At 63.6% G+C, this 13,312-nt stretch carries 11 protein-coding genes, 1 tRNA gene and 2 pseudogenes; 5 read left to right on the top strand and 9 right to left on the bottom strand.

Annotation, left to right across the window (positions count from 1 at the left end):
• Positions 1-85 precede the first annotated feature (85 nt).
• Positions 86-1,060: a ketopantoate reductase family protein gene (locus V1283_RS40015; protein WP_334392063.1), complete on the top strand. Its 975-nt coding sequence runs from the start codon at positions 86-88 to the stop codon at positions 1,058-1,060.
• A 22-nt stretch (positions 1,061-1,082) separates the two neighbouring features.
• Here the strand turns inward: V1283_RS40015 and bioB are convergent, their stop codons facing one another.
• A complete protein-coding gene (gene bioB / locus V1283_RS40010) occupies positions 1,083-2,063 on the bottom strand; it encodes a biotin synthase BioB (RefSeq protein WP_334392062.1) in 981 nt (326 codons plus the stop codon).
• A 183-nt stretch (positions 2,064-2,246) separates the two neighbouring features.
• On the opposite strand from bioB, the gene V1283_RS40005 reads away from it, so the two are divergent.
• The gene (locus V1283_RS40005) at positions 2,247-3,029 is read left to right on the top strand and encodes an SDR family oxidoreductase (RefSeq protein ID WP_334392061.1); all 783 of its coding nucleotides are present in this window, start codon (positions 2,247-2,249) and stop codon (positions 3,027-3,029) included.
• 98 nt (positions 3,030-3,127) lie between these two features.
• Here the strand turns inward: V1283_RS40005 and V1283_RS40000 are convergent, their stop codons facing one another.
• Both V1283_RS40000 and V1283_RS39995 read right to left on the bottom strand, forming a co-directional pair.
• Positions 3,128-3,868, bottom strand: a complete 741-nt coding sequence (locus V1283_RS40000; protein ID WP_334392060.1) for an aspartate/glutamate racemase family protein — start codon at positions 3,866-3,868, stop codon at positions 3,128-3,130.
• Positions 3,869-4,039: 171 nt separating this feature from the next.
• Complete coding sequence (locus tag V1283_RS39995; RefSeq protein WP_334392059.1) at positions 4,040-4,723, bottom strand: alpha/beta hydrolase family protein; 684 nt, start codon at positions 4,721-4,723, stop codon at positions 4,040-4,042.
• 239 nt (positions 4,724-4,962) lie between these two features.
• Here V1283_RS39995 and V1283_RS39990 point away from each other — a divergent pair, with 239 nt between their 5' ends.
• Positions 4,963-6,807, top strand: a complete 1,845-nt coding sequence (locus V1283_RS39990) for a di-heme-cytochrome C peroxidase (RefSeq protein ID WP_334392058.1) — start codon at positions 4,963-4,965, stop codon at positions 6,805-6,807.
• Between the two features lie 116 nt (positions 6,808-6,923).
• On the opposite strand, the gene V1283_RS39985 is transcribed toward V1283_RS39990, so the two are convergent.
• From V1283_RS39985 to V1283_RS39975, 3 genes and pseudogenes are all read right to left on the bottom strand, one after another.
• On the bottom strand, positions 6,924-7,166 hold the full coding sequence (locus V1283_RS39985; RefSeq protein ID WP_334392057.1) for a hypothetical protein: 243 nt from the start codon (positions 7,164-7,166) through the stop codon (positions 6,924-6,926).
• Positions 7,167-7,409: 243 nt separating this feature from the next.
• Positions 7,410-7,691: pseudogene (locus V1283_RS39980) on the bottom strand (PepSY domain-containing protein); the annotation flags it as partial.
• Positions 7,673-8,861, bottom strand: a pseudogene (locus V1283_RS39975) (TonB-dependent siderophore receptor); the annotation flags it as partial. The pseudogenes V1283_RS39975 and V1283_RS39980, both read right to left, overlap by 19 nt.
• Before the next feature lie 438 nt (positions 8,862-9,299).
• On the opposite strand from V1283_RS39975, the gene V1283_RS39970 reads away from it, so the two are divergent.
• Positions 9,300-10,262, top strand: a complete 963-nt coding sequence (locus V1283_RS39970) for an alpha/beta hydrolase (protein WP_334392056.1) — start codon at positions 9,300-9,302, stop codon at positions 10,260-10,262.
• 21 nt (positions 10,263-10,283) lie between these two features.
• Here the strand turns inward: V1283_RS39970 and V1283_RS39965 are convergent, their stop codons facing one another.
• Positions 10,284-11,288: an alpha/beta fold hydrolase gene (locus V1283_RS39965; protein WP_334392055.1), complete on the bottom strand. Its 1,005-nt coding sequence runs from the start codon at positions 11,286-11,288 to the stop codon at positions 10,284-10,286.
• Positions 11,289-11,414: 126 nt separating this feature from the next.
• A complete protein-coding gene (locus tag V1283_RS39960) occupies positions 11,415-12,350 on the bottom strand; it encodes an NmrA family NAD(P)-binding protein (RefSeq protein WP_334392054.1) in 936 nt (311 codons plus the stop codon).
• Positions 12,351-12,452: 102 nt separating this feature from the next.
• On the opposite strand from V1283_RS39960, the gene V1283_RS39955 reads away from it, so the two are divergent.
• Positions 12,453-13,088: a TetR/AcrR family transcriptional regulator gene (locus V1283_RS39955; RefSeq protein WP_334392053.1), complete on the top strand. Its 636-nt coding sequence runs from the start codon at positions 12,453-12,455 to the stop codon at positions 13,086-13,088.
• 35 nt (positions 13,089-13,123) lie between these two features.
• Here V1283_RS39955 and V1283_RS39950 read toward each other — a convergent pair.
• Positions 13,124-13,200: transfer RNA gene (locus V1283_RS39950), tRNA-Arg, on the bottom strand.
• Positions 13,201-13,312: the final 112 nt, after the last annotated feature.

The raw sequence follows: 13,312 nt of genomic DNA, 5'->3' as shown, positions 1-13,312 counted from the left end.
CCCGCCCTGTGCGGCGGACCAGTTGCGCCCGATCACGGCTTGTGAAAACTAGCAACGCCCTTCCCTCCCAGCAGGATTTCCACCCATGCGGATTTGCGTTTTCGGTGCGGGCGCCGTCGGCAGCCATTTTGCCGTGCGGCTCGCACTGGCAGGCCATGACGTTTCCTGCGTGATGCGGGGCGCACATCTGGATGCCGTGAAAGCCGGCGAGCTGACGCTGCGTGTTGGAAATGGCGAGTTCAAGGCGAAGGTGCGCGCATCGAGCGACCCCGCCACGCTGGGCCGGCAGGACGCTGTCATCTGCACGCTGAAGGCAACGGGCCTCCCCAGCCTCGCGGAAGGGCTGCAGCCGCTGCTCGGCGAGGACACCGCCGTGGTGTTCGCACAGAACGGCGTTCCCTGGTGGTACGATATCGGGCTCTCGCCAAGGCATCCGCCGGTGCCGGACCTGGCCTTCCTCGATCCCGGCGGCCGCCTGCGCGCCGCCATCCCGAAACAGCTTATCGTCGGCGGCGTAGTGTTCTCGTCGAATGAAGTCGTCGCGCCGGGCGTGGTCGCGAACCTTTCGCCCGAGCGCAACCGGCTCCTGATCGGCGAATGCGACGACCGCGCCAGCGAGAGGGTCGCACGGCTGCGTGCGGCGCTCAACGAAGCCTCGATCGATTCGCCCGAGGTCACGCAGATCCGGGAAACGATCTGGTCAAAACTCCTGACCAACATGTCGATGTCGGTGCTATGCCTGTTGACCGGACAGACCGCACGCGCCGTGCGCGACGATCCGGCGCTTGCCGAAATCGTGCCGCGCCTGCTCGACGAGGCCAACAGCATTGCGCAGAGCTGTTTCCCCGAGGTCAAGCGCGTCACGCGCTCCGGCCCCGCACCGGACCACAAGCCTTCAATCCTGCAGGATTACGAACTCGGCCGCGCCATGGAGATCGACGTGCTGGTCCGCGCCCCTGCCGCGTTCGCGCGCGCCGCCGGACTGTCGACACCGATGCTCGACATGATGGCGGCGCTCGCCATCCGCCAGGCACGCGACAAGGGGCTCTATCAGGGCTGAAGGCCGGCTGTGCCCACCCCGGTCAGATCGCCTGCAGTCCCAGCCGATTGAACAGCTTCCGGTCGGCCTCGTCCTCCGGATTACCGGCCGTCAGCAAGGTGTCGCCGACGAAAATCGAATTCGCCCCCGCGAAGAAGCAGAGCGCCTGCATCTCATCCGTCATTGCCGAGCGGCCCGCCGACAGGCGGACATATGATTTCGGCATCATGATGCGCGCGAGCGCGACGATCCGGACAAACTCGATTGGCGCGATCGGCGCCGCCTTGGCGAGCGGCGTGCCGGCGATCGGAATCAGCATGTTGATCGGAACGCTTTCCGGCGGCTCGGCCAGGTTCGCAAGGGTGACCAGCATTTCGACGCGGTCGGTTTCTTCCTCGCCCATGCCGAGGATGCCTCCGCAACACACTTTCATGCCGGATTGCCGGACATTCTCCAGCGTGTCGAGACGATCGGAAAAATTGCGCGTCGAGGTCACCTGCGGGTAATAGCGCGCCGACGTATCGATATTGTGGTTGTAGTAGTCGAGCCCCGCGGCGCTGAGGCGGTCCGACTGATCGCGGTCCAGCATTCCCAGTGTCATGCAGGTCTCGAGCCCGAGCGCTTTCACGGCGCCGACCATTTCGACGATGGCATCCATGTCTCTCGGCTTCGGATTGCGCCATGCCGCGCCCATGCAGTAGCGCGTCGCGCCGCCGGCCTTGGCTTTGCGTGCCTCGGCGACGACCTTTTCGACCTCCATCAGCTTCGAGGCGGCAAGCCCCGTCGAATGATGCGAGGACTGGCTGCAATAGCCGCAATCCTCCGGGCAGCCGCCGGTCTTGATATTGAGCAGCTTGCTGAGCTGCACGCGGTTGGGATCGAAATGCCGGCGGTGAATGGTTTGCGCCTGGAACAGCAGATCGTTGAAGGGGAGCCGGTAGAGCGACCAGGCCGCCTCGCTCGTCCACTCCGGAGCGTCCGCAAGCGGCGCCGTCGCATTCGACTCATCCCGCACTTCGAGCATTCTTCAATTCTCCCGATCCTGATTGCCCCGCGCGACGTCATCGCACGCTGGCGAAGCCGACACCAGCGGCGCGCACCGTGCCTGCAAAAAATTGATCGCCGGCGCAAACCGGCATTGACCGCGCCGCGGAGGTCGTATCACTCTCGACGCCATTCAAGAAAAAGAAAACAAGGGAAGCCGAACATGCACGTCAAAGGCAAGGTCTGCATCGTTACGGGAGCTGCGAGCGGCATCGGCGAGGCGGTGGCGCGCGCCTATGCGGAGGCCGGTGCGCGCGGCGTCGTTGTCGCCGACCTGAAGACATCGCGCGACAAGCTGGCGAAGGTCGCCGGCGACATCGACGGCTTGCCGATCACGGCCGATGTCGGGCTGGAAGAAGACATCAAGGCGCTGATCGCCGCGGCCGAAGACAAATATGGCCCGGTCGACGTGTTCTTTTCCAACGCCGGCCTGTCGCGCAAGGGACAGGAGACCGCCTCCGACGCCGACTGGGACGTAAGCTGGCGCGTCCATGTCATGAGCCACGTGTTCGCAGCGCGCGCCCTGGTACCTGGCATGCTTGCGCGGGGCTCCGGCTATCTCCTCAACACCGCTTCCGCGGCGGGCCTGCTGGCCTCGCTGAACTCGATGCCTTATGGCGTGACGAAAAATGCGGCGGTGGCGCTAGCCGAGCATCTCGCCATTCAATATGGCGACCGCGGCATCCGCGTGTCCGTGCTGTGCCCGCAATCGGTGCAAACAGGCATGACGACGCCGGGCCCGAGCGCCGCGCGGGTCGACGGCGTGCTGCAATCGCCGGAAGTGGCGCGCATGGTGATCGAGGCGATGGAGCAAGAGCGCTTTCTCATCCTGTCGCACCCGCAGGTCGCCGAATACATGCAGCGCAAGGCGTCCAGCCGCGACCGCTGGCTCACCGGCATGCGGCGGCTGCGCGACAAGATCTATGGAGCGCCAACGGCGGCGTAACAGATGCGTAGCCCGGATGGAGCGCAGCGAAATCCGGGACTGCTCGCAAGGCTGGCCGGCTGCGCGATTCCCCCGGATTGCGCTTCGCCCCATCCGGGCTACACGCGACCTGATGTTTTTGGCGCAAACGGCTTGAGTAACCCATCATAGTCCTTCACGCCCGGCGACGCGTACGAGCCACGCCGGGACGTCTTGAGCTTCAGGCCGGCCAGCGCCTCGGCCTGCTTCACCGCGGCTGCCACGCCATCGACGACGGGCACGTCAAATTTCCGCGACAGTTTTTGCGCGAGATCGGCCATGCCCGCGCAGCCCAGCACGATCGCTTCCGCGCCTTTATCCAGCGCGTGGGCAATCTCAGCCTCAAGCTTCGCTTCAGCGCCCGAGCCGGGCTTGTCGAGATCGAGCACCGCGACGTCGCAGGCGGTGACCCGCACCCTCTCCGCAAAACCATAGCGGCGCACCAGTTCCTCCAGCGGCACGATCGAGCGCGGCAGCGTGGTGACGACGGCGATGCGTTTTGCGATCTGGCCCGCCGTCACCAGCGCCGCCTCGCAGATGCCGACCACCGGGAAATGCGCGGCGGTCCGCGCGGCGTCGAGGCCGGTGTCGTCGAAACAAGCGACGATCGCCGCATCGGCATCAGGCGCATTCATCAGTGCCTGGATCAGGCCCGGCACGGCGAACGCCTCGTCGTAATAGCCCTCGATCGAGACCGGCCCCATCGCTGACGTTACTGCGGATATTTCGGTGCCGGGCGCCGCGACGGCGCGCGCAGCGGCGCCGATCGTTTCGGTCATCGAGGCAGTCGTATTCGGATTGACGATCAGGATTTTTATCATGGGCGTATCGTAGTGGGTATGGCGCACGGCGCAACTCTATCATCCGTCGTCCCTGCGAACGCAGGGACCCATACGCCGCGGCCCGCGGAAAGGGCACGATAGGAGACGGCATTTTTCAACAATACACGGTTGTGGTTATGGGTCCCTGCGTTCGCAGGGACGACATCTGAGCTAGCCGATAATCCCATCTACCCACGCGGCGAACGCGTCCAACGCCTCATCCATCACCTCGCGATCATTCCGCCCCGAACTCTTCAGCACATGAAAGGAATGATCGGCGCCTTCAAGCAACTGCAGCGTCGCGCGCGATCCGAGGCCCTTGACGACCGGCTTGAGCAGACTCAATTCCGCGAGCGCATCGCGCGTGCCCTGGAGGAACAGCATCGGGATTTTGACCTCGGCGAGATGCTTGGCCCGATCGCTGGAAGGCTTTCCGGCCGGATGCAGCGGAAAACCGAGAAACGCCAGCCCCCGCACGCCGGGCAACGCGGACAACGCCTGCGCCTGCGATGTCATGCGCCCGCCGAACGATCGGCCGCCCGCGATCAGCGGCAGCGCGGGACAGCGTCGCGCGGCTTCCGCCACCGCCGCTCGCACCGCGGCGTGCGCGACCGCGGGCGCATCGGGCCGCTTGCCGCCTTTTTCCATGTAGGGGAATTGATAGCGCAGCGTCGCAATGCTGCGTGCGCCGAGGTCAGCGGCGACGGTCTCCATCGACGCATGGGTCATGCCCGCGCCTGCTCCGTGCGCAAACACATAACATGCGCGTGCCTGCGGCGGCTGGATCAGCAACCCGGAGACCGCCTCATTGGGCCCGATCTCAATTCGGACCGATTCCGCCTCGGCTGCCTTCATGTGATCTATCCGACACTCTGCTGCATGATCGGAACTCTATACTGGAAAAAGCCGGGCGAGAGATAAGCCAGCCGACCGCACCCCGGCCAGAGGAATCGGATTCATGGACAGACGTGTAGCGCCACTATAAGATGGCATCATACTCAACCGCACGCCGAAGGTGATTCGCCTTCCGGCGTTTTTTGATAACAGACCGATATTGCGCGCCACTGGCGCGGTTTTTGGGCAGGGGGCAGGCCATGGGTGGCAAGAGGATTGCGACAATTGTGATCGTGCTGGCGATCGTCGGCGGTTATGTCGCCTTCAAGGACGATATCGCCAAGCTCTGGCAGGATCTGCATGTGAAGATCGTGGAGCATCCCACGCCGAAGAAGACCGTCTGGCTCGACCAGGGAGTCAGCAAGAAAGATCTGAGCTGGTTCTATCACGCCGACCAGGGAACGCGGACATTCGGCTTCCCCTATGACTGGTTCATGGCGCTGGAGCAGCCGACGATTTCGTGGGTGCCGTTCAGCAAGGTCGGCCTGTTCAGCGACACCGCCTATCTCGACCGCTATGGCTTCATTCCGGATACCATCATCCCCGGCAAGGAGGCGCTTCCGATCGGATTCGCGAAAGGCACACCGATGCTCGATTCGACGGGCGCGGTATGGCGCAACCCGCGCACCAAGAAGGAGATGAACGGTGTCGGCCTGACCTGCGCGGCCTGCCACACCGGCAGCTTCACCTACAAGGACACCGCCGTCGTCATTGACGGTGGACCGGCGCTCACCAATCTCCTCGCGATGAAGCAAGGCATGGGCATCTCGCTCTTGCTGACGCGCTACTGGCCCGGCCGGTTCGACCGTTTCGCCGAGCGCATCCTGGGGCCGGACGCCACACTCGACGACCGCGAAACGCTGAGGAACCAGCTCGAACAGGTTCTCAATCAGTACAAGCACGTCAAGAACCTGGAAGAGCGGGTGGCCTCCCAAAGCATCCTGGAAGGTTACGGACGGCTCGATGCGCTCAACCGGATCGGCAACCAGGTGTTTTCAATCGACCTGAGGAAGCCGGAAAACTACGCCGGCTCCTCCGCGCCGGTGCATTACCCACGGATCTGGAACACGCCGTGGTTCGACTGGGTGCAGTATAACGGCTCCATCATGCAGCCTATGGTGCGCAACGCCGGCGAGTCGCTCGGCGTGTCGGCGGAGCTCAATCTGACCGAGCCGTCGAAGGGACTGTATAAGTCCAGCGTGGACGTGGATCGGCTGTTCAAGATGGAGCAGATGATCAAGGGTGACTCGCTGCCGAACGCCAAGACTGGTTTTCCGGGCCTGAAATCTCCGAAATGGCCGGCCGACATTCTGCCGCCGTTCGATCAGAAACTGGCCGACAAGGGCGCCGAACTCTACAAGACCCATTGCGAGGGCTGTCACCGCCCGCCGGTGACAAGCGAGGCGTTCTACGATTTCAACAACAAGGACTGGTGGACCAGGAATGAGGCCGGCGAGCCGATCCTCAAGGTCGAGAATATCCCGATCTCGCATATCGGAACCGATCCCGCACAGGCGGCAGACATGGGGGCCCGCACGGTCGCGGTCCCCGAAAATCTCGGGATCAAGAGCAGCAGTTTCGCATTCGCACTGGGCGATCTGGTCGAGAAGACCGTCAACTACGTCTTCGACCAGAAGAAACCACCCACGAGCCCGGCGGAGCGGAAGCGGATCGAAGGATATATGCCGAACGAACTCCGGGGTGAGCTTGCCTACAAGGTGCGTCCGCTCAACGGCGTCTGGGCGACGCCGCCGTACCTGCACAACGGTTCGGTGCCGACCATCGAAGATCTGCTCGGGGATCCCGAGAAAAGGCCGCCGACATTCTATCTCGGCAGCCGCGAATACGACCCCGTGAAGCTCGGCTACAACACCGACCCGATCACCAACGGCTTCAAATTCGATACCTCCATTCGCGGAAACTCGAACAGAGGTCACGAATTCAGGAAGGACTACAACAAGGACAAGGAAATCAAAGGCCTGATCGGACCGGAGCTGCTGGAGGGCGATCGAAAGGCACTGATCGAATACCTCAAGACGCTTTGAGGTCTGCACGTTGCGACGGACGGGCAAAAGCGCGAAGCGCGTCTTTGCGCCAGGCGGCCCGGCCGCCCGCCTTTTCCGAAGCGGCTTGCGTCACAGAGGGGATCAGGCGGCGTACTTTACCGGCTGGCGACCAGCCGCAATTTCGGCTTGACCGTCTCTTCCAGTTCGATCTTGAGCTCGTGCACGCGCGGATCGTCCGAGCGCGCCGCACACACCGAATATTGATTGACCGAGCACGCCAGCGCGTGCCGCTCTTCGGGCGTTCGCGTCACCTGCGGGCTGGACAGCCTCAGCACCATCCCGCCGAGTTGCACCAGCATTTCGTCGAGCGCCCGGTCCACCCCGGCAAATTGATTCATCGCACCACTCCTCTGGTAAGGAGTAATGAGCGGCGCGGCCGGCCGTTCCCCGCACGCACCGGTTTATGGATAACGAAAAGTAAACGGCGCACGATTCCATCTGCGCGCCCCCGCGTATCTGCTTGCGGGACTTAACTATCGATTGAAGGAAATCGACTGGTCTGCCTGGGCCAAACGCCGCGACTGCGGCGGCCGCTACCGATGCTGCCGCATGTTCCACACAAGCCTGCACGGCTGCGCGCTTCATTCGCCCGGAACCAGGCTCCCGATCATCCGCCGCGACATGCGCCGATGCTTTCGGCGCGAAAGATACAGCACAAAGCCGGTGACCATGAACAGCGGCATCAGGGCCGCGGCCATCATGAACAGCAGCTGGCCCGGCCAGCCAAATATGCTGCCGCGGTGAATGTCCAGCACGCTGGCAAGGATCCGCTCGCCGATTGATTTGTCCGCGTAGACCTCCGACGAAACCAGCCGGCCGGTGACGGCATCAATCCGGAATTCGTCCCGCGCGCCGTCGTGCGACGCATCCCGCCGAGCCGGAAGCCACCCTGCAGGTAGGATGTGCCGTAACTGACGTTGCTGAGCGAACCCCGGTTGCCGTCATTGCCGCGGGTCACGATACCGGTGACGGGGTTGACCGCGGTGATGCGCAGCTGGTTGGCGCTGAAGCTCTCGGTGTTGTCGTTGCAGGCCGCGTAGAGTTTCCAGTCGTTGTTGAGTCTGTGTTCGACCGATGCCTGCATCAGGTCGGATGTTCCCCACATGTTGTTATAGGGCTCGTCGAGCCGGCGTGTCGCCGGTATGGCAAGCGGCTTGTTGGTGCGGGAGTCGAGCGCCGTGCCGCGGTCGAACGGAGAAAGAAAATCGCGATGCTCGTAGTTGAGCTGGATCGTGGTGTTCTCGCCATACCACGCCAGCGATGGCGCAATCAGCGTTTCGCGGTGGCGCCCGAAATTGCGCCAGTATTCCTCGTTGACGCCATAGGCGATGAAGCGATAGGCCAGACCGTCCTTGCCGATCGGGCCGGTGATATCGAAGGTCCCGTCCGCGCCGCTCTTGCCGCCGCCATAGGTCGAGCCAAGCAGGGTAACCGACCCGTGCTGATAGAGTTCCGGACGCTTGCTGATCGTGTTGACGATGCCGCCGGGATCCATGATGCCATAGAGCAGCGAAGCAGGACCTTTCAGCACCTCGACGCTTTCGACCGCGGGATTGAGGCTGCGGCCTTGAACCAGCGACATGCCGTTGCGCATGATCGAGCCGTCGCGATTATCGCCGAAGCCACGCCGGATGACGGCGTCCTGCGTGCCGGCGAGCGTGTTGGTCTGGGTGATGCCGCTGATATTGACGAGCGCGTCGTCGATGTTTGCGCGGTAGCTGATCCTTGATGACCTGCTCGGGTACGATATTGACGGATTGCGAGGTATCGAGCGGGGACGCGCCAGTGCGCAGCGTGGTCGAATTCGGCATCGCGCGATAGCCGAGCTTGGCTTCATTCAGGGCGGCCGCTGCAGCGGCGGCGCGTTCTGACGGTGTCGGTTGTGCGGGCGTCGCATTTTGATTGCGCTGACGCGCGGCAGCGGCCTGGGTCCGTTGCGCAGAAGGGCTTGCCGGGCGGGCGAGCTTCCGCCTTTGCGTCGGCGATTCGACCGTCACCGCCGGCAGCGCTACGCTCGATTGCGCTTTTGCCATCGTGGTCGAGAACGATAGATCAACCAGCAGGAATGCCGCACCGATAAGTAATTGCGCGTGGCGCTTGTCGATTCGGTTTCGATGGTCCTCTACGAGCCGGCAATCAGCACTGGTCGTCACTTCGCTTCACTTCCACTTCACAAAACGCGATTCACGCGGCCCGCCGTCTACCAGTCTCTGCGAACGAATAGAACACTGAAGGAATTGAATCTCTCTAAGAACTGCGTGCTTCACGTGAGCATCTGCAAGTCTGTCATCGCGATGCATCGGTAAGCGGCAACTGCAGCAAAATCTGACAATGCGGCTGCTGTTCATCTGCTTGCAGGACTCATTACCAATTGAAGGAAATCGGCTCGTCTGCTCACAAAATGGTGCGATTGCGGCGGGCACGCCCGTTATCTATGCTGTCGGCTCATTCCGAAGTGAGGCACACCCCGCATGATTACGCCGCTCGATCCCGTCGTCGCCCAGATCATTCCGCTGCTGCCGCTGCGCGATGCCACGACGCTGACGCCGCAGAGCGCGCGCGATGCGCTTCGTGCGCTGGCCGCCTCGCGCGCGGACGTCCCGCCGCCACCGGTGATGAGCGCGGAGGACATCAAGGTGAAAGGCGCCGCCAGTTTCCTCGGCGCGCGGGCCTACCGGAATTCGAACGAGAAATCGCCGACAGTCGTGTTCTTCCACGGCGGCGGCTGGGTCGCCGGCGATCTCGACACCCATGACCGGCAAGCGCGCTGGCTTGCGATCGAGACTGGCGCGGTCGTCGTCTCGGTCGATTATCGCCGCCCGCCGGAGGTGCGCTTTCCCGCCGCCTTCGAGGATGCCTTCGCCGCCACCAAGGACGTCATCGCCCGCATCGCCGAATTCGGCGGCGACGAGAAGCGCGTCGGCGTGGCCGGTGACAGCGCCGGCGGCAATCTGGCGGCCGCCACCGCGATCGCCTGCCGCGACGCCGGCATCAAACTGGCGGCGCAGCTGCTGGTCTATCCCGTCACCGACGTCGCCGGAAATTTCGCGGATGCGACGGAAAACGCCCGCTTCCCCTCACGCAGCGAGAACGCAGAAGGCTATTTCCTCACCCGCGCCACCATGGAATGGTTTTGCGGCCATTATCTCGCCGACAAAAGCCACGGCACCGACTGGCGCGTCTCGCCGCTGCGCGCCAAAAACCTTGCAGGTCTTGCGCCCGCGATCGTCTGCACCGCCTGGTTCGATCCGCTCCGCGACGAGGGCAAGGCCTACGCCGACGCGCTAAAGGCAGCCAGCGTTCCGACCAGCTATCACGACGGCCTCGGCCTGATCCACGGCTATTTCGGTCTTGGCGAAGCCTCCGAGACCGCCAGGCGAGAAGCGCAACGCGCCCGCGCGGATTTCAAGGCGCTGCTGGCGAAGGGCGCATAGACGTCGCCTACGGTAGTGCCGTCATCCGCGGCTCGGCTGGGCTCGAATGAATTCGACGAGCGCGGCACTGACTTCGTTCGGCCGCTCCTGCTGGGTCCAGTGACCGCAACCGGGAAGCATCTGGATCTTGCGTAAGCCGGGAACGAAGGTCTTCATGTTTGCAAGCAACTGGTCCGTGCCGGGGAATGCGACCACGAAGTCGCGATCGCCCGCGACGTAGAGCGCCGGCACGGACACCTGCAGGCCGGCCATCGCGCCGGTGATTTCCCAGTTGCGGTCGATGTTGCGGTAATAGTTGAGCGCGCCGCGGAAGCCGCTGCGCCGAAACTCCTCGCCGTAAAAGTCGATATCGCTTTCTTCGATCCAGGATGGCAGGGTTTTGGGTGCGCCTGGTCCTTGCAGAAAACCACCGCCCTTCGGCACCATGCCAAGGTTTGGTGCGGGCCCGCCAGCAGCGACCGCCGCGCGGGCCGCGGCTACGCCATCGCCGGACGCCCCGAACAGCATGTTGCGAATGGTCGCGCGCGGATCGCGTCCCAGCTCCGCTTCCGCCGCGCCCTCCTCCTGGAAATAGAGCTGATAGAATTGCGCATTCTCCGTGCGCGGCATCAGGCTTGTCGGCAATGCCTTGCCGCGCGGCCGGAACGGCACGCTGAGTGCTGCGACCGCCTTGAAGCGGTCGGGCCGCATGAGCGCGGCCTGCCAGGCGACGCTGGCGCCCCAATCATGCCCGACGATGACGGCGGTCGCAGCACCCAAGGCATCCAGAATGCCGACCATGTCGCCGACCAGATGCAGGATCGTGTACTGATCGATCGCCTGCGGCGCGTCACTCTTGCCGTAGCCGCGCATATCGGGGGCGACGACACGGAAGCCGGCGGCAGCGAGCGCGTCGATCTGATGCCGCCACGAGAACCAGGATTCAGGAAAACCGTGCACCAGCAGCACCAGCGGCCCGTCGCCCTGCTCGGCGATGTTGAGGTGGATGCCATTGCATTCGATGATGCGTTGCGTTGTCTTGCTCATTGTTCCATCTCGCTCCGAAGTTGCCGCGAATGCCTTTGATGAGAGTGCGTCAGGCGCAACGCGCCATGCGAGCGGCGCCAATGCCGCGGCCAATAGCTGGCGTCTGTTCATGATCCCGCCTCCCGGCTAGGCCTGCGCACGCGCAGCGGCCGGCTGCACCGCCGGTTCCGACTGCCGCTCGCAAACGAACTGTTCGAACGTCTTCGGCTTGGCCCCGCCGATTTTTTCGATCGTGTCCGTCACGGCGAAGCGCGCGGCCTCGGCCGAAAGGCTGGCGGCGCGGAGCGACTTCCAGAGCGAGGACAGATGTTCGACCGCGTGCGCATTCCAGCCGCGCGCGAGAACCTCGCTCCGCCACTGCTCGTCGGCAATCTCCTCGTAGTGGATGTCCCTGTTGAGAACGCGCGCAAAAGTCCCCACGATCTCCTTGATGGAAATGGCGCTGCCGATGACGGGATAGGCGGTTCCTGCGGCCCGCTCGGGACCCGTGAGCAGACCCACCGCAATCCGCGCGACGTCTTCGGCCGAGATCAACGGCAAAATGGTGCTTTCATTGCCGAGCGGCAGGCGGATGGCGCCGCGCGCGGGCATGCCCGCGCCGACAAGACGCGCCACATTCTCGTAAAACACCGTGGCCCGAACATGGACCGGACCGACGCCCGCCCACTCGAACACCTGTTCCGACAGATAGTTCTGCCGCATGCGTGGCGTCGGCGCGTCGATCGACGACTGATACATCACGAGATTGACCAGCCGGGAAACGCCATGCTCGCGCGCCGCAAACGCCATCGCGGCGGTCGCGTCTGCCAGACCATCCTGGACCGGATAGGCAAAATAGATCGCCGAGACATCCTTCGCGGCCTGCTCGACAGACCTGACATCGAGGAAATCGCCGACAAAGATTTCAGCGCCGCGTGATTTCAAGCGATCGGAGCGTTCGTCGATCTGGCGCACGAAAGCGCGCACGCGAGCGCCACGCTGAAGCAGCATCTCGGAAACATGCCGGCCGGTTCTGCCCTGGGTACCGCCCGCCGCCGAGGTCACGAGGATTGGCTTCGTCATGACAAGTATCCTTTACATCGGAGTTCGCAATGGTACTATTCGGTACCGCATAAATCGAAATATGGTACCATCCGGTACCAAGTCAAGTGGAAAAATCAGGCGATGAGTCCAAGGATGAAGGCGCGCGAGGAGGAAACCGGCGGGACCGAGGCCCGGAAGCGGATCCTCGGCGCGGCCCTTTCGGCGTTCATGGAGGCCGGCTATGCGCAGACCAGCACGCTGGAGATTGCGACGCGCGCGCGGGTTTCGAAGCGGGAGCTTTACGCGCTGTTCGGCAACAAGGAAGCGATGCTGATCGCCTGCATCACCGAGCGCGCCCAGCGATTGAAAGCCCCGACCGATCTCCCCGAACTGCGCGACAGGAAAATCCTGACCGAAGTGCTTACCGCTTTTGCAACCAGGCTGCTGACGGAAACGACCGACCCGGTCGTCGTCGCGGTGTTCCGGCTGGCAATATCTGAAACCGTGCACGCCCCAAAGGTCGCGCAAGCGCTGGACTCGATCGCCCGCAAGCCCACGCGCGATGCATTGCGCGTGATCATGGCAAACGCGAAGCCAGCCGGGCTCCTCGCTGGCGATCCCGACGCGATGACCGAAAAATTTATGGGCCTGCTCTGGGGCGACCTGATGACCGGCCTGCTGCTTCAGGTGGCCGATCGCCCAAGTGCTGCCGAGATCGCGCGACGGGCGCGGGACACGACGATGGCGTTCCTGCAAATCTATCCGGAGCCCGGTTAGGACTGGCCGAAATTGGACTTATGACCCCGTAGAGTTGGCGATCCCGGCATGACTCGAACATGCGACCTACGGTTTAGGAAACCGTCGCTCTATCCGGCTGAGCTACGGGACCGCGGACCCGCTGCGTCGGCGGGTACTTGACCGCTTCATACCAAAGCGCGCGCGGCATCGCCAGCCCTCCGACGCGGCCGATAGGCTGCATCGGAAGGAAGCCGGTTCCAGGC

The sequence above is a fragment of the Bradyrhizobium sp. AZCC 2262 genome (assembly GCF_036924535.1).
Taxonomy (GTDB): domain Bacteria; phylum Pseudomonadota; class Alphaproteobacteria; order Rhizobiales; family Xanthobacteraceae; genus Bradyrhizobium.
This window is presented reverse-complemented; position numbering and strand designations above follow the sequence as displayed.